Raw genomic sequence first — 15353 nt, 5'->3', positions numbered from 1 at the left:
AGACCACGCCCGACCACCGCCGCTACAACCTACGGAGCCGAGTCGACGAACGCCCCGACCGCCGCATGACAGAGCGTCGCTCTCGCTCTCGGGCCCAGATGGATGGATGCGGCCGGCGTGATGCTCGCGCGGACAGCGGGGGCAGCCGTCCACCGATTGGTGTGGGACCATCACGCTGTGCCTGAGTTGATCGTGCGGGACATGACGAGGGACGAGTTCGAGCAGTGGCGTGACCGCGCCATCCGAGTATTCGCGGATGAGCAGGTAGCAGCCGGAAGCTGGCCCGCGGACGAGGCCCTCGGGTTGGCCACCAAGGCAAACGACGTCCTGTTGCCGGACGGCTTCGCGACTGCCGGAATGCTGTTCCTGAGGGCGGTACTTCCCGACGGCAGCTATGTCGGCGTGTCGTGGCTGGGCTTGACGCATCCGCGCGGTGCGCCCGACTGCGCGTTCATCTACGACATCGAGGTCGACGAGGCGTACCGCGGAGCCGGCTACGGACGCGCGCTCCTGGCCGCTGCCGAGGACGCGGTGCGATCTCGTGGCGTGGGTCGCCTGGAGCTCAACGTCTTCCGCGACAACGCCCGGGCGATCCGGCTGTATGAGACTTCCGGCTATCGCGTCGTGACACAACAGATGCGTAAGTCGCTCGATTGACCAAGAGTCAGACCGGTTGCCGCCCCCGGTGCACTGAGCTGCCGCTGACCGCGCGCCGGTCAGCGTCCGCTCGTGCCGATGTACCTGCACTGGTGCCGCCAGATCCTGGTCGTCGTTGACGCCGATCGACCAGGGGCACCGATACCTCCGGCATGGCCGAAGGGCAACCATCCTTGCCCGGATGGTTGCCCTTCGGCAGGCGCGCGGTCCCCGGCTGAGTGGGTGGTCAGGCAGCGCGGCGGGCGCGGCGGCGGGCCCGGATGAAGGCTGCGTCGCCGCGCACGCCGCCCCACCAGGACCATGGAACGCTGGTCACATACCGGCCGATCGACGCGAAGACCGGCGCCGCGTCGGCGTCGCGGCCAGTGCGCGCCAGCCCGTAGGCCAGGAAGTTCACGTCGTTGAGCCAGTCGGCGTGCCGGGCGGCCGGCTGGTGGAACCACCGGGACAGCGCATTGTCGAGATCGGACTGCATGACCGGATCCTGCCGCCACCGCTGGCCGATCTCGTCGGCCGTGCTGCCCGGAGCCTCGCGTTCCTGCTCCCACAACGCCCACTCGGCGGCGGCCCGCACCGGCAGCAGATGCAGCGGTGAGCCTGCAGGCGCTTCGGCGGCGACCGACCGGGCGAAGCCGAACATCGCCTCGTGCGAGCCGCCCCATTTCCGGCAGTGGTATTTCAACTTGAGTATGTGCCCCGCACGATGCCATGGGTCCCGCCGGGTCAGCTCACGCCACGTCTCCTCGACGTCCTCCTGTGGCGCGCTCTGGTCGATCATGAGTTCCAGCCGATTCGCCCACGGCGTGGGATCCTCGGGTGCGAGCCGCATTGCCAGGTCGTTCACCTGTCCGGCCAGGTGCAGCAACCGGTGGAACTCAGCCCACTGCCCGCTACGGACGTTGGCGGCCCAGTCCCCGCCGCGCACCTCCCAGGCTCGTGCCGACAGGGACTGCGCACGGACGAGCTGAGCATCCGGATTGCTGGGCGAGCTCGCTGCCCAGCGGTCGGTCCAGGCGGCCTCGGTGTCGACCCGGCCGGTCGTACGGTCGACTCGGGATCCCAGCCCACCCGCGGTCGATTCGGCCAGCACGCGGACGTAGCGTGCCCGACGGTCGAAGTCACCCCGGGTGGCAGCCAGAGCCTTACGGGCCGGCCCGGTTTCGGTGCCGTAGCGCGCTTGCATGCACGCCTCGCGCAGCACGGCGTCGTCCTGCGCCAGGTTGGTATCGATCTGGCGGGTGAGCAGCCGCCACACGGTCGAGATCATGATCAAGGATGATAGGCGTCGGCTGACGTCCGCCTCAGCCCTGGACCGCTCTCGCGCGAGCCTCTCACGCTGCTGTGCCGCGTGCCCTCAGCAGCGGCGTCCAAAATCCTCGGCACGTGGCACGAAAAGGGCTGAGGAAACGGGAGGGACCACGACCGGAGCCAGACGCCTCCTTGCCATCGTCCGTGCCGCCACGGTCACTGCCGCTCGACGCCACATAGCGGCCGCCCAGTCCGGACCGTCATCGCCGACGGTGCTCCCCCGCCTCAACATCGGCATCCGTGACGCTCAGGTCAAGATCTTCCGGCGTATCCGGATCTGCCGCAGACCGAGGTGTCGTTACGAGCGGACGAGATCGTAGGCCCGCGCCAGGTCGTCACCCCAGGACATGGCGTGGTCACGCACGAACGCCCGATACAGCCGGTCCCGAACCGTCTCACGGCGCAGCCAGGCGGCCAGCGCGCCCGGCCTCCGGTACGCGAAGTTGAGCCCGTTCACCGTGTCGGCCAGGTGGCGATCTGCCGCCGAACTGAGCATGAGGTTCCACATGTCGAGGAATCGCGTGACGTTCTCGCCGCCGGCGGCGACCGCGTCGAGGAAGGTGGTCGGGTCGAGGAACGACCCGACCTGCGACGGGTACGTCGCCAGCAACGACCTCCACACCGCATCCAGGTAGCCGTCAATGGCGTCCTGCTCGGCTTCGGGCCAGGTGCGCCACCGCTCGCGAGGCAGCTTGCCCAACACTATCCCTGGGTCGAGTTCCGTGGAGGTGACCATGCTCTCCAGCAGCAGGGGCAGCAGGCTCTTCAGGTCGTCGCGGCTGCCGACCGTGTTGCCGAGGCTGATGGTCAGAGAGAACAAGTCATGATCGTCGACCGGTACCGGGCCCCGGCAATGCGGGCAGGCATCGAGCACGGCGCTGCCCGGGTACCGGGCAAACGCCTCCCGGAGTCGTGCTGTCGCCGCAATCAGATCGCCGTCCACCGGCCGATCCTCGCAGCCCGCGCCGGCTCGACATCGGCGACCTCGGCGAGGATCACGGCCACCGTGTCGTGCGCGTGCGCGGCAAGGGAGGCAAAGTGCCGCCTCCTCGTCCCGCTGTCGCCAGCAACGGCCAGGGTCCTCGACCCGGGCGTGGACGACCGCGCTGGTGGGACGGACCGGCGGCAGTGCGTCAGTTGCTCAGACAGCGAGACGACGTCGGCTGATGAGCTGCGCACATCTGCCGCTGGTCGCACGGTCGCTGGTGGAAGCACGGATGGAAGCGGGTTTACGGTGGCCGGATGCTTGACCTGAGCAAGCTAGACCTGGAGGAGATCGCCACCGCGCTCCAGGACCAGACCGACTACGAACATCGGTGGCTGATCAACCCGCAGACTGGCGAGATCGTGGTCTGGACGACGGACGGCGGCCTCGACGGGCACACGCCCGTCGACCTAGACGACCTCGACCTGGTCAGCATCGACCCGCTGCCGTCCTACGTCTGGTACCAGGACATGGCCGACTTCGCTGAGAGGATCAGTGACGCGGCGGCCGGCCGCCGACTCGCGCGAGCTATCCAGGGCAAGGGTGCCTTCCGCCGGTTCAAGGACGAGTTGCACGAGGAGTATCCGCACCTGCTGCCGGCGTGGTACGCCTTCCGCCATGTGCGCGCAAAGCGGCGGGCGGTTGAATGGCTGGTCGACAACTCACTGGTCGACGACGAAACGGGCGAGCGATTCGTGGCCGAGGACCGAGATCCCGACCTTCCATGAGCTGGCGCCCCGGCCGCGCGACTTCCTGTACGACGAACGCACGCATCTGCCGCAGACGGCGCCCCGGTCAGCGTCCGCTCGTGCCGAATACAGTGCACCCGATCGCGGCCCGGTCACTCCGGTGCTTCGTCCGGCGTCTTGGCACTTGATGCAGGCAAGATGGATCGATGGTGACGATAAGACGGTTCGACAACGCCGATGCCCTAGCCGTGGCGGGCCTCATCGAACGCTGCCTGCGTGAGGTCAACAGTCGCGACTATCCAAGCGAAATCATCGAGCGGATGTGCGACCACTTCACCGAACAACGCATCAAGGAACTCGCCACGCAACGGCAGATGCTCGTCGCCGAAGCGAACGGAATCGTCGGTACGGTCTCCCTCGACGGCAACAAGGTTTACACCATGTTCGTGCACCCCCGGGCCGCCGGTCGCGGCATAGGACGGCTCCTCATGCGTCACATCGAGGCGCTGGCCGTGATCGACGGCTACGACCACATGGAAACCGGCGCGAGCATCACAGCGCATGACTTCTACCGCCGGCTCGGCTACATCGACGTCCGATCCACTGAGACGGACTTCGGCTTCAACTACGTCCTGCGCCGCGATTTGCCCTGACGGAAACGGCCGCCGAAGCCGGACGGCAGGTACGCGCTCATGCCGCATAGCGCTCGTCACGCTAGGTAACCAGTTCACGGTGCACGCATCCGGATGTAGCCGATGAGCGGAGGCGGGCGTGGATCAACAAGCACAAGCCGTGTGGAAGGGAGCCTCCATCGGAGCGGTAGCCGAGGGCGTGCCGATGACTACAGGTATCTGATGCCAGCCTTGGTGATGTGAGCCGCCAGCACACCGTGAGCCGAGTCGACGGACCACACTTCGACGCGTCCGCTCTCACGCAGAAGGTCGTCGCCTGCTACTGGGATGCCTCGTTCCCACTGCGCTGGCCAGCTGTCGAAATGGCGCACCTCGATGAGGCCGCGGGCCACCAACGAGACCAGGCCCGGCCCGAGGACCGCAGCTACCCGCTGCCGTGACGGTGCCTCCGCCCAGCCGAGTTCCCACAGGGGTAGGGGCGAATCTTCCAGTGGACAGAGGACCAGTTCTTCTGCGAGGTCCAGCCCTTCGTCAGCGTCCATGGCATCCCATCCTCGACGGATCCTGAAGAAGCCTCCCACCCGAAGGGCTACGCCGCCTACGTGGCCCGGAGGCGATGAATCCCGCCGGGACCATCCGCTCATGCCGCTCCCCGTGTATCGCGATTCGGCTGTGATATGGCGTGGAGGTTCCTGGCCGGGTCGGGCACGATACGGGCGTGATGCTCCTGGTTCCTGCGGATCCACTGCGACCGCGCCGTCCGGACGAGCACTTCAGGGCGGAGGCGGCCGCCGCTCGTGAGGCCGGGCTTGACGTGGCTGTGGTCGACCACGACGCACTGACCAGGCCGGATCGTGCGGAGCAGGCGGTGGCGTTGGTGCCAGCCGGCGGTGAGGCTGTCTACCGCGGCTGGATGCTGCGCAGTGAGCAGTATGCCGCCTTCACTGAGGCGCTTGGCCCGGCGCGGCGTGACGCTGCGAACCTCCGCCGAGCAGTACCGGCGGGCCCACGAACTGCCCGGGTGGCATGGCACCTTGGCGGCGCTCACCCCCGCGTCCGTGTGGACCAGGGGCGTCATGCGAGCGGATTTCGATCGGGCGCGCGTCGAGCTGGGTACGGGCCCGGCCGTCCTGCGCGACTACACCAAGTCGATGAAGCACTACTGGCACGAGGCGGCGTTCATCCCCGACCTTGCCGATGGCGAGACGGCCTGGAAGGTGGCAAGCCGCCTGCGGCACCTGCGTGAGGACGACTTCGTCGGCGGATTCGTCCTACGCCGCTATGAGCGATTCACCTCCGCCGAGGCGCGTACCTGGTGGGTCAACGGCGGTTGCGTGGTGGTCAGTTCGCATCCGGACACCCCGAACGACTTCCCGCCCCTCGACGTGGACCTTGACGCGGTCGCACCGATGATCGCCGCACTGGGCCTGCCGTTCATCACCGTGGACCTTGCTCTACGCGCCGACGGAGTCTGGCGGGTCGTCGAGATCGGCGACGGGCAGGTCAGCGACCGTCCGGCCACCACCGAGCCCAGCAAGCTGATCACAGCGCTGCTCGCCCGCACCCCCTGACTGTCATACGTGCACCGCCTGCCGGGGCATCCGCTTCTGGCCGCGATCCGCGCAGGGACCCCCGAACGGCCTCGCCGAGTTGGCTCTAAGCTGCTGCGATGCAACCCCGCTTGATCAACCAGGTGCGGCTGCCCGGCATTCGGAATGTCACGCAGGCAACCGGCCTTGGCTGGGTGGTCACCGAGCACAACAGCGTCACTGTGAACCTGATCGACCACGAGCTGCGTCGCGTGGCGCGGCTTGCGGTACCCCTCGACGGCCCGCGGATGAACGTCGCTGCCACTGATCAACTCGTCGCGGCGGGCGATGAACATCAGATCGTCGCTCTTGACCACCACGGCGCAGTTCATTGGCGCAGCAGCTGGGATCGGCTCGGCGGCAGCGCCGGCGCAGACTTCCACCTGGACGGCGAGCACATCCTCTGGGTCCGTCTGGCCGACACCAGGGAACTTGTCGCCATCCATGCCATGACCGGCAAGGAGCTCCATCGCATTCCGCTGCCCGGTCCCGAGGCTGCCTTGTTCGTGCACCGACCCGTGGACACCTGGACCGGTTTGACGCTGCTCCATCCTGACCCGTCACCCGCCATGCTCGTCGGTCTGGACGCCGAACACATCGTGCTGCGACCGTTGGCCGGTGACGACCTCGCCGGTTTCAGCCCGGCAGGGGACCACTACCTGACCGTGGCACTCGACAGCTTCCTGTCCGTTCGCGACGTCACCGCCGACACCCTGATCGCGGAGCGACACCTCGAAGATTTGCCGGGCCTGCCACCATGCCACGCGAACTGGCGATACCTGGACCGGGCCGTGTTCCTCACCGACGAACTGATCCTGATCGACGTCAGTACCGCAGACCTGCCGGACGACGCCGAGGACCATCTACTGCTGTCGGCGGGCGGCCTCAGGTGCCGCTCCCAGGTGCGGTATCCGCACCCCCACAGATCCGGCGCCATCCACCCCACACAGCAGCCAGGCCGATGGCTCACCCGCCATCACGAGGAGGACCAGCTCCGGCTGTGGCAGCTTGACGGTCGCCTCGACGATGAGCCGCTGCCAGGCCAAATCGCGCTGCTCTGACCACAACCCTGCCGCCGGCCAAGCCCGTTCGGGGAAGACCAAAACCCCGGAACCGTCACATAGACGTTCGCACGGTGATGTCCGGCATCCTGGGTTGACCTCGGTACTGTGAACGCCGCAGGCCGTGGCAGAACATGGTCGATACGACGACGGGAGCACGGTCCATGGCATATGTACGACGCTTCGACCACGTCGGCATCACCGTCGCGGATCTCGATGTCGTGACCGCCTTCTTCGTGGCGCTCGGCTTGGAGGTCGAGGGCAGGACGTTCGTCGAGGGCGAGTTCTTGGAGACGGTCTGCGGCATTCCCGACTCCCGCACCGAGATCGTCATGCTGAAGTCGCCCGACGATGGTGCCCGCCTGGAGCTCGCGCGCTTCGTGCGGCCCGACTCCGTGCCGGGCTCGCCGGCCGCCATGGCCAACGAGCTGGGGTTGCGGAACGTGTCCTTCGAGGTCAACGACTTGCAGGCCGCTGTCGACTGGGCAGCGAGCGAGGGCTACGGACTGGTTGGCGGCATCGGCGAGTACGAGGGTGCTTGGCGGATGGCCTACATCCGAGGGCCTGAAGGGATCATCGTCTCGCTGGCCGAGCGCCTCGGCTGAGCTCGCTACGCGGGCATCTGGCGCTGTACGTGCGCGACCCCGACGAATTAGAGGTGGTCGCAGTACGGAGAGCAACGACGGCCAAGGGCGTGACCCAGGTCCCGCAGAAGGGTGCCCAGGCGCTCGGCCTCTTCGGTGGTGGGCGGAGTGATCGCTGCGCCGGCCGCGATGTGCTCTCCGGCCTCGTACAACGCGACGTACAGATCTTCGGCGGTTGCGCGGTCGAGCCGCAGAACGATGTCATCTCCCATGCGCAGACCCTAATCGCATGTCGCGCGGCACCGGCTGGCCAAGGTCGGGTGCACGGACCCGCCGCAGACCGCGGTCAGCAGCACTGCCAGGTAAACATGGCTCGGTCGAATCGCCGGGCAGCGAGGTCGTCGGGTCGGATGAGCCAGTAGAGCATCCCGACGTCGCCCCACATCATGTTCGCGTTGTCGTCGCTGTCGAACTGGGCCAGCAGCAGCCATCGGCTGGCCTCGGAGGCGAGTGCGGGGTCTTGCCAGTCGACGCTGCCACCCAGTGCCGCCTGCGCGACCTCGTACTCGACGTCGCCCTGCACCGGCGAGGCGTAGCCGCCGAGTTGGTGCAGCGGGCCCTCGCCACAACTGATCGCCGAACAGAACTCCTGGCGTCGAAGCGGATGCTCCGGTTCTGCCGCCTGGCTGAACCCGGTCCCGAACGCGTCGTGCAGCACGGGATGGTCGTACGAGGGCGCCGTCGGCACCGCGCGCGAGGCGAGCCGAATGCGCTTGTAGGGTTCGATGCCCTCGGGAGTCGCCCGTCGGGCACTGGCTTCGCCGGCAGGCACGTACACGACGCGGGCGCCGGCCTGAGACTCCGGATCGCTGGCGAAGACCATCGCATCGCCGTCGTCGTACTGGCCGTCGAAGTAGAAGAACAGAAGCCGGCCGTCGACCGGCAGCCCCATCTCGCTGGCCACCAGCGGCAGCGCGGCGCAGTCGACGGAGGCGATGAAGCTCAACGGCCCGTGCCCCTCCCAGACCGGCCACGCCACGTCGTCGGGCAGCTCCGGCTCACCGCCCAGGTATCCGACCGCAGGCCCGTTGCCGTCGCCGTCGCCGTCGATGATCAGCCGGATTCCCGGCCGCAGCAGCGACAACCAGGTGTCGGCGACGCCTGCCGGTAGGTGCTCACGGGCAGCCGCAGCAAGATCAATCTGGCTGGTCATGCCGAGCATCATGCCACCGCACACCGACACCGACGTCGGTGCTGGCCCGCCCTGGCCTCACCATCGGCCCGGCCCGCTGCCGGCCGAGCCACTACCGGGTCAGCCGGCCGAGGGTCGGCCTCAGTAGAGGTAGGGCTCACCTCGTCCTCATCTAGCTGCGCCGAGCGCATCGGGCGTGGGCTCGGCGGTCTACGGCCTGTTTCATAACTCGGTGGAGTTGTGAGACAGCGCCCTTCTCGGGCGTCCGCGCCTTGCCCCGGGTGGGGTGGGTGCGGTTCCTGCGTCATCGGGGCCGGTTTCGCCCGCGCGTGTGCGTGGGCCAGTGCCTTCCCCTCGGCCGGCGTTGGTGACCGGGCCCCCTGCGGGGAGGTCCCGGGACTGGGCGTGGTGCTGCTCGGCCCAGACAGCGAGGTTGACTGCGGCGTTGTGGTCCCGATCGGCGTGATGCCCGCACACGTGGCAGGTGAACGTGCGCTGGTGCAGAGGCATCGCGGGGGCCACCGTCCGGCATGCGGAACAGGTTTTGGTCGACGGGTACCAGCGGTCGACCAGGGCCAGTTGGCCGCCGCGCCACTGCTGCTTGTAGGCCAGTTGGCGGGCCAGTTCGCCCCATGCCGCGTCGGCGACCGCCGAGGCCAGGCGCCGGTTGCCGAGCATGCCGGTGATGGTGAGGGTCTCGATGGCGAGCCGGTCGTGGGTATTGACCAGCTGGTGGGAGACCTGGTGCAGGAAACGGCGCCGGATCGCGGCCACCCGGGCGTGGTGGCGGCCCAGCCGGGCCGCGGCCTTGGCACGGTTGGTGGAGCCGCGCTGTTTGCCGGTGACCTTGCGGGACAGGCGGCGCTGGCGCGCCATCGCGGCCCGGGCGGGCCGTGGCCAGCCGTCGATCCGCAGGACCTGCGTGCCGTCGGCGCGCGCTGCGGCGACGAACGTCGACAGGCCCCGGTCGACACCCACCCACCCTGCCGCGGCGGTGTTCGGCTGGTGGCGGCGGGCATCGTGCAGGTCGGCGGCTTCGCAGGTCAGTGACACCGCCCACCGGCCGGCCCGGTGGCTGACCGTCGCGGACACGACCTTCGCCCGCCCCTTGGCCAGCATGCGCCGCAGCCGGCGGGTGTCCTGCCGTATGACCAGAGTGCCGATGCCGGGCAGGGTCACGGTACGCGGCGCCTGCTCACCGACCCGGATACCCGCCCGGCCTGTGGCAGAGGTCTTGCTGCGGATACGAAACGACAGCGGTGCACGTTTCTTGGACTTGAACCTCGGAAAACCGACCCGCCGACCCCGCCGCTGCCCGCTGCGCGATGCCCTGTACGCGGACAGGCCGCGGCCGAGATCGACCGCGGCCTCTTCAAAGACCTGCTGACATACCTCGCCCCGCCATGCCAGACCGGTCACCCGCACCTCGACGGTCCCGTCACCCGCGGCGACCATCACCCGGCCCGCGTCACCCGAGCGTTTCCACCCGTTGAACACGTTGATCAGGTCGAAGCCCGACCACGGCACCTTGCCGACCGTCCCAGCGCGCTTGCCGTCCACAGCGTCCTTGACCAGCCGCAGACACTGGTTGTAGCCGAACCGGGCCGCACCCGCATGCCGACGCAACACAATCTCCTGCTCGGCGGTCGGGTCCAGACAGAACCGGAACGTAGTGAAACGGGCCACGGCAGCACACCATGCCACCCACCCCCGACAAACAACCCACCACCTGCACACACCCAGAAACCCCACGGGCCGACCGACAACAACGGCTCACAACACCCAGCACCAGCCGCTCACTTACGAAACAGGCCGTAGCATCGAGCGGTGGATTCGTCCCTTGACACCTTGCCGAAGATCGGCGCACCGGCGACGCGGGCGCTGAACGCCGCCGGCTACACCGCGCTGCGCCAGCTCGCGGGTGTGCCGCGCGCAGAGCTTGCCAGGTTGCACGGCATGGGTCCGAGAGCACTGAACATCATCGAGGCCGCCCTCGAACAGCACAATCTGCGGCTGACCTGACGCCAGCCGGACGCGCCACGTGCAACCGCCACACGAATCACATCTGCCATCACGCCACGTTGCGTTGATCGAGTAATCGAACCTCCTTCTGTGGGGGGAGGTGAATCCCCCGAGGAGGGGAGGCGTCCTGGCCCCGAGTCGACGATCTTGATGGCATGAGAGTTCACGGCAGCGCTCGATGGGCGTACGGCACGGTCGCGTGGCTGGTCTTCTTCGTCGTGTCCCACGTAGTAGTGGTGTTCTTCCCCGGTGACGATCCGACCGGTGACGGGCCTTGGGATCTGAGGGCGTACGTGATCTTCAACATCGTTCTCATCCTCATGGCGGCCGTCGGGACGGCTGTCGTGATGGCCACCGTTCGGCCATGGGGACGACGTGTCCCTCGGTGGGTGCTCCTCACGCCGCTGTGGTTCGGCAGCACGCTACTCGTTGTCCGAGGCGTTCCTGGGATGGTCGAAAACCTGCTCATGGCTACCGGCATCCGCAGAGGCGGTTTTGTGGGGGCGGAAGACATCTCCACGGCGGAGCTCTGGGCCGGCCTTGGGATCAACACCTATTTCTTTGTCGGTGCGGTGCTGCTCGTGGTGACGACGGTCTCCTACGTCCGCCGATCACGAGTCCGCCGCCAGCCAGAAAGTCCGTCGGAGTTCAGAAGCGCCGACCTTCGTCACACCAACTCGTGACTCGGGTCGCGGGCACACGCAGGCGTCTGGCCAGGTCGCAGGAGGTGTCCCAGACCTGCTCGCGGCAATTCGTGTCGATCAGACCGTGCTCGTCGTCGATCACGTTGAGGTCGGCGACGAGGCCACGCGAAGCACGTTCGGCGGCGTTCGAGCCGATCGGGTGCCTCGGGTGCGATGGCGTTCGACGGCGCGCCGTGCCCCGGTTGTATGCGCCCTTCAAGCGTGCTCCACCGCGGTCGCCGTTGTGCCGCCAAGGCTCTTAACAACGTGGGGTGTAGTTGGGGACCGAAATGCGCCAGGGCGCCCGTCAGGGATCGGCGCCGGCTCGATGCTGGCGGCGGCGCGTGATGCCGGATGGGCCGTCGGCGATAATGTCGGCGTGGAGTATGTGTCCAGAATGCCCGGTCCGCCGCTGGACGGGCTGATCGACGACCTCTACTACCTGGAGGGCGCCCCGCCGTACTCCCGGTTGATGCTGCCGGCGGCGCCCGCGCCATTGCTCATCGTCAACCTCGGGGCGCCGTTTCTCATCCGCGCAGGCACCGACGTAGACGCCGTGGAGTACGCCGACGGCTGCGCGGTTACCACGCCCACGCGTGCGTGGGAGTTCAGCTACCCAACCCCGACCCGGTCCGTGGGCGTCCACTTCAGGCCGTGGGGCCTGGCACCGTTCCTTCCGATGCCCGCGTTCGAGTTGTGCGACCGACCTGCGACGGTGGAGCAGATCTGGGGCCAACCCGCTATCGCTGAATTGCGACACCGACTGACCTTGGCGGACGCACCGCACGAAATGCTGATGTTGCTCGAGGAGGACCTGGTGCGACGGCTGCGGGTGATCGACGGTCTTGACCTGGTCCGCCAAATGAGCAGCGCCGTCGCGGCGACAGGCGGGACAGTGCCGATCAGCGACATCGGTGTGGCGGCCCGCGCCAGCAGCACGTATTTGGCGAAGCGGTTCAAGGCCGTAGTCGGTGTCACGCCAAAACGGCTGGCTCGCAGCTACCGCTTCAGCTCCACCGTGTTGGCGCTCGACGTCGCTGCACCGATCGACTGGGGAGACGTTGCCGCTGCCGCGGGCTACTTCGACCAGGCCCACTTCGTGCGCGAGTTCCGGGAGTTCACCGGGCTCACGCCGACCCGGTACGCCGAAGTCCGGCGGCGATTCCTGCGCGATCATCCCGGCCACGTCCTGGACGGCTGGCCGCTCCCAGCCGATTGATTTCGTACAAGAGCGACAGCTCACGCCGCCCAAGACTTGGGACTCCAAACAGAGGAGGAATCCATGGGGAAAGTGGTCATGAACGCGTCGGTTTCGGTGGATGGTTTCATCGCGGCTGAGAACGACGATCCCGGTCCGATCTTCGAGTGGCTGGTCAGCGGTGACGTGCCGTTGGACGACAGTGGCATTCTGAAGGTGTCGCAGGCTTCGTTCGACTACGTCCGGCCGTACTGGGACGAGGTCGGGGTGACCATTGCCGGCCGTCACGCCTTCGACATCACCGACGGCTGGGATGGGACGCCTCCGAGTGGGATCGACCATGTGGTCGTGGTGAGTCACCGTGGTGCGCCCGAGGGCTGGGACCTCCAGGCGCCGTTCCACTTTGTCGACGGCATCGAGGCGGCCGTGGCCAAGGCGCGGGAGCTTGCGGGTGACCGCACTGTCGAGTTCGCTGCTGGCGACGTCGGCGGCCAGGCGCTCGCGGCAGGTTGGGTCGACGAGGTACGCATGGACGTCGCACCCGTCGTGCTCGGGTCCGGTAAGCGCTACTTCGGCTCCGTCGACGCGCAGCACCTGCTGGAAGGCCCAGACGTAGTTGTTCAGGGCAACCGGGTGCTTCACCTGCGCTATCGGGTGCGCCGTTGACCGATCTGAGTCCCTGCTCGAGACCGGCGGCTTCAGACCTCAACTACACCCTCATCTGTGATGAGCCCGCATCCGGACGTGCCGATGAGCGCGTATAGGTAGAGCGCGTAGGTCCGTGCCTGACTGCGATGATCGACGCATGACGCACATCCCGGATCTGGCGCCCTATGACTACTACCCGGGCGCCCCGGACGCCATTGCCATTGGTTGGCTGGATTCGAGCATGTCCTTTACTACAGGAGCCTGCCCGCGAGACGTTCGAGATCGCTTGGTGAGCCTCGGCGCCAAACCAGTACGGCTCATGCGTGGGTACCACTACTGCCAGTTCTGCCAGGCCGCGGCCGAGCCTCAACGCGTGATTCGGGCCGACATTCGGCTCTACGAAGCGCCCGACGTTGCGCACGGGAACGGCGAGATCTGGCTCACCGGAGTGGACGGGACGAACTTCGCTGCACCGGCGCTGATCGGCCACTACGTTGAAGAGCATCGCTACCTGCCACCTGATGGCTTCATCGAGGCGGTTCGGACCGGTGTCCCCACCCCCGGCGTCGCATAGCGGGGATCCGGCTTCTGCCGCACTCCGCTGGCAAGTGAAGGTCAGCCGGACCGGCACCAGTGGGCCGCATAGACGCAAGGTGGTCGGCAGACGTCGCGTGCGCAGTAAGGCCGACGCCCTTGCGCAGCTGCCGGACCTCGTCGAAGTGGTCCACCGCCAGGGCTCTCAAGCTCTGCCGATAGCCGCGTAGCCGTCTGCTTCTCAGGCCGCGTCGGCCCCTCGACCGCCCTGTCACGCTCAGTGCGGTCAGCTCAGCGGGACATTCGGCTCGACGCAATCGTCGCGCGGGGGGTTACCGGATCTGCCGCCGACCGCGCGCCCAGCTGCTACCGCCCGACTCTGCCGGGATGCGTGCGTCGGACATTGGGATCGGCGCGGTGACCACGGAGATACGCTGGCCCCCGCCATGCGGGCGTTGGACCGGCGGGAGACAGGTCCCGGTCTACGCTCCACCTCAGGGTAGGAGGTCCCGGTGACACTGGCCGACCTGTTCCGGTACGCCGACGGCACGCTGGATGGTGATCCGTGGCCGCTCGTGCGGGAGTTGGCGGCGAGCGGTGATCGCTCGGCGGCAGTGTCCGTGCAGGCCGCGCTGGAACGCTACGCGCGCGAGCGCAACTGGTATGGCCGGGACCTGATGGCGCACGTGTTGGCCGGACTGTCCGCGACCGAGGTGTTCCCGCTGTTCCTGCGGGTTTTCGCTGGCGCGCTGCGCGGCGACGACGACGATGACGGGGAACGACTGGGCAGAGCGTTGGGTGCGGTCATGCGAGCCGACCGGGCCGGCTGCCGGGCCGTCATCCTCCCGGTGCTCGCCAGCGATGATCCCGACTTGCGCAGAGCCGCGTTGTGGGCGCTGGGCTATGTGTTCGAGTCGTCCGACATGGGGACGCTGCGCGAGGCGCTGGCCGATCCCGATCCGGCAATCCGGCGGACCGCCGTTAACTCACTGCCGAGCGTGGCCGAGGACCCACAGGCATATGAGCTTGTCGTCGCGGCCTTGCAGGATCCGGACGACTGGGTCCGGCACCATGCCGTGCTCCTGCTGGCCTGGTCGGCCCCGCCTGCGGTCGTGGATCATCTGGTTCCGCTGACCTCCGATCCCTCCTGGTACGTCCGTTCCGCGCTGGGCCAGGCGATCGGCCGCAGGGCCGCGAACTCCGATCGCGCCCCCGCCGCAGCCACCGCCCTGCGCAAGCTGCTCGCCGACGCCGAGTCAGCGGTGCGGTCTCACGCGGCCACCGGCCTTGGCCTGCTGGGCGAATCGCTCGACGCCCTCCAGTCCATGACGGACGACCCAGACTGGTGGGTACGCGCCGCCGTCACGAATGCCCTCGCCGCCAACCTGCGGCGCTGGCCGCCCGCCCGTCCGCTGCTAGCCCAACTGACCGGCGACACAAATCCGACTGTGCGGGAATCCGCATCGAAGGCACTCCGCGCCTCCTAGTAACACCCGCCAAACCTGGTAACAGGGCATCCGGAAGCAGTCCACACCGGCCGACCCGGCACGCGCTCATGCCGCGACGCGCGC

The 15353-nt window shown here is 67.9% G+C and carries 19 protein-coding genes; 12 read left to right on the top strand and 7 right to left on the bottom strand.

Annotated features, from left to right (window positions below; translation table 11 throughout):
* Nucleotides 1–177 precede the first annotated feature (177 nt).
* Nucleotides 178–657 (top strand): GNAT family N-acetyltransferase, encoded by a 480-nt coding sequence (locus tag ACQP12_RS14410; protein WP_433288245.1) that lies wholly within the window; start codon nt 178–180, stop codon nt 655–657.
* Between the two features lie 226 nt (nt 658–883).
* Here ACQP12_RS14410 and ACQP12_RS14405 read toward each other — a convergent pair whose 3' ends face one another.
* Both ACQP12_RS14405 and ACQP12_RS14400 read right to left on the bottom strand, forming a co-directional pair.
* Entirely contained in the window at nt 884–1924 is a 1041-nt protein-coding gene (locus ACQP12_RS14405; protein ID WP_433288243.1) for a DUF4034 domain-containing protein, read from the bottom strand.
* A 339-nt stretch (nt 1925–2263) separates the two neighbouring features.
* Complete coding sequence (locus ACQP12_RS14400) at nt 2264–2908, bottom strand: hypothetical protein (protein ID WP_433288241.1); 645 nt, start codon at nt 2906–2908, stop codon at nt 2264–2266.
* A gap of 299 nt (nt 2909–3207) precedes the next feature.
* Between ACQP12_RS14400 and ACQP12_RS14395 the strand changes: the two genes are divergently transcribed.
* Both ACQP12_RS14395 and ACQP12_RS14390 read left to right on the top strand, forming a co-directional pair.
* Nucleotides 3208–3678 carry a UPF0158 family protein gene (locus tag ACQP12_RS14395; protein ID WP_433288239.1) on the top strand — a complete coding sequence of 157 codons (471 nt, stop codon included), beginning with the start codon at nt 3208–3210 and terminating at the stop codon, nt 3676–3678.
* A 167-nt stretch (nt 3679–3845) separates the two neighbouring features.
* Nucleotides 3846–4292, top strand: a complete 447-nt coding sequence (locus ACQP12_RS14390) for a GNAT family N-acetyltransferase (RefSeq protein WP_433288237.1) — start codon at nt 3846–3848, stop codon at nt 4290–4292.
* 188 nt (nt 4293–4480) lie between these two features.
* On the opposite strand, the gene ACQP12_RS14385 is transcribed toward ACQP12_RS14390, so the two are convergent.
* Nucleotides 4481–4813 (bottom strand): hypothetical protein, encoded by a 333-nt coding sequence (locus ACQP12_RS14385; protein WP_433288235.1) that lies wholly within the window; start codon nt 4811–4813, stop codon nt 4481–4483.
* Between the two features lie 411 nt (nt 4814–5224).
* On the opposite strand from ACQP12_RS14385, the gene ACQP12_RS14380 reads away from it, so the two are divergent.
* From ACQP12_RS14380 to ACQP12_RS14370, 3 genes are all read left to right on the top strand, one after another.
* A complete protein-coding gene (locus tag ACQP12_RS14380) occupies nt 5225–5842 on the top strand; it encodes an ATP-grasp domain-containing protein (RefSeq protein WP_433288233.1) in 618 nt (205 codons plus the stop codon).
* A 110-nt stretch (nt 5843–5952) separates the two neighbouring features.
* Entirely contained in the window at nt 5953–6921 is a 969-nt protein-coding gene (locus tag ACQP12_RS14375) for a hypothetical protein (protein WP_433288231.1), read from the top strand.
* Between the two features lie 164 nt (nt 6922–7085).
* Nucleotides 7086–7526, top strand: a complete 441-nt coding sequence (locus ACQP12_RS14370; protein WP_357948673.1) for a VOC family protein — start codon at nt 7086–7088, stop codon at nt 7524–7526.
* Nucleotides 7527–7573: 47 nt separating this feature from the next.
* Here ACQP12_RS14370 and ACQP12_RS14365 read toward each other — a convergent pair whose 3' ends face one another.
* The 3 genes from ACQP12_RS14365 to ACQP12_RS14355 all read right to left on the bottom strand — a co-directional run bounded on the left by ACQP12_RS14365 (nt 7574) and on the right by ACQP12_RS14355 (nt 10383).
* On the bottom strand, nt 7574–7777 hold the full coding sequence (locus tag ACQP12_RS14365; RefSeq protein ID WP_433288228.1) for a hypothetical protein: 204 nt from the start codon (nt 7775–7777) through the stop codon (nt 7574–7576).
* 74 nt (nt 7778–7851) lie between these two features.
* Nucleotides 7852–8718 carry a YwqG family protein gene (locus ACQP12_RS14360; protein WP_433288226.1) on the bottom strand — a complete coding sequence of 289 codons (867 nt, stop codon included), beginning with the start codon at nt 8716–8718 and terminating at the stop codon, nt 7852–7854.
* A 201-nt stretch (nt 8719–8919) separates the two neighbouring features.
* Complete coding sequence (locus tag ACQP12_RS14355) at nt 8920–10383, bottom strand: RNA-guided endonuclease InsQ/TnpB family protein (protein ID WP_433288224.1); 1464 nt, start codon at nt 10381–10383, stop codon at nt 8920–8922.
* Nucleotides 10384–10524: 141 nt separating this feature from the next.
* Between ACQP12_RS14355 and ACQP12_RS14350 the strand changes: the two genes are divergently transcribed.
* A complete protein-coding gene (locus ACQP12_RS14350; protein ID WP_357948682.1) occupies nt 10525–10719 on the top strand; it encodes a DNA-binding protein in 195 nt (64 codons plus the stop codon).
* A 155-nt stretch (nt 10720–10874) separates the two neighbouring features.
* Nucleotides 10875–11402, top strand: a complete 528-nt coding sequence (locus ACQP12_RS14345; protein WP_433288222.1) for a hypothetical protein — start codon at nt 10875–10877, stop codon at nt 11400–11402.
* Here ACQP12_RS14345 and ACQP12_RS14340 read toward each other — a convergent pair.
* Complete coding sequence (locus tag ACQP12_RS14340) at nt 11368–11622, bottom strand: hypothetical protein (protein WP_433288220.1); 255 nt, start codon at nt 11620–11622, stop codon at nt 11368–11370. The genes ACQP12_RS14345 and ACQP12_RS14340 overlap by 35 nt on opposite strands.
* Nucleotides 11623–11781: 159 nt before the next feature.
* Here ACQP12_RS14340 and ACQP12_RS14335 point away from each other — a divergent pair, with 159 nt between their 5' ends.
* From ACQP12_RS14335 to ACQP12_RS14320, 4 genes are all read left to right on the top strand, one after another.
* Nucleotides 11782–12621, top strand: coding sequence for an AraC family transcriptional regulator (locus ACQP12_RS14335; RefSeq protein ID WP_433288218.1), 840 nt, complete (start codon nt 11782–11784; stop codon nt 12619–12621).
* 63 nt (nt 12622–12684) lie between these two features.
* The gene (locus tag ACQP12_RS14330) at nt 12685–13266 is read left to right on the top strand and encodes a dihydrofolate reductase family protein (protein ID WP_433288216.1); all 582 of its coding nucleotides are present in this window, start codon (nt 12685–12687) and stop codon (nt 13264–13266) included.
* Nucleotides 13267–13405: 139 nt separating this feature from the next.
* Complete coding sequence (locus ACQP12_RS14325; protein WP_433288214.1) at nt 13406–13822, top strand: hypothetical protein; 417 nt, start codon at nt 13406–13408, stop codon at nt 13820–13822.
* A 472-nt stretch (nt 13823–14294) separates the two neighbouring features.
* Complete coding sequence (locus tag ACQP12_RS14320) at nt 14295–15269, top strand: HEAT repeat domain-containing protein (RefSeq protein WP_433288212.1); 975 nt, start codon at nt 14295–14297, stop codon at nt 15267–15269.
* The last annotated feature ends 84 nt before the right edge of the window (nt 15270–15353 follow it).

The sequence above is a fragment of the Micromonospora sp. CA-244673 genome (genome assembly GCF_050948395.1).
Lineage (GTDB): Bacteria > Actinomycetota > Actinomycetes > Mycobacteriales > Micromonosporaceae > Micromonospora.
This window is presented reverse-complemented; position numbering and strand designations above follow the sequence as displayed.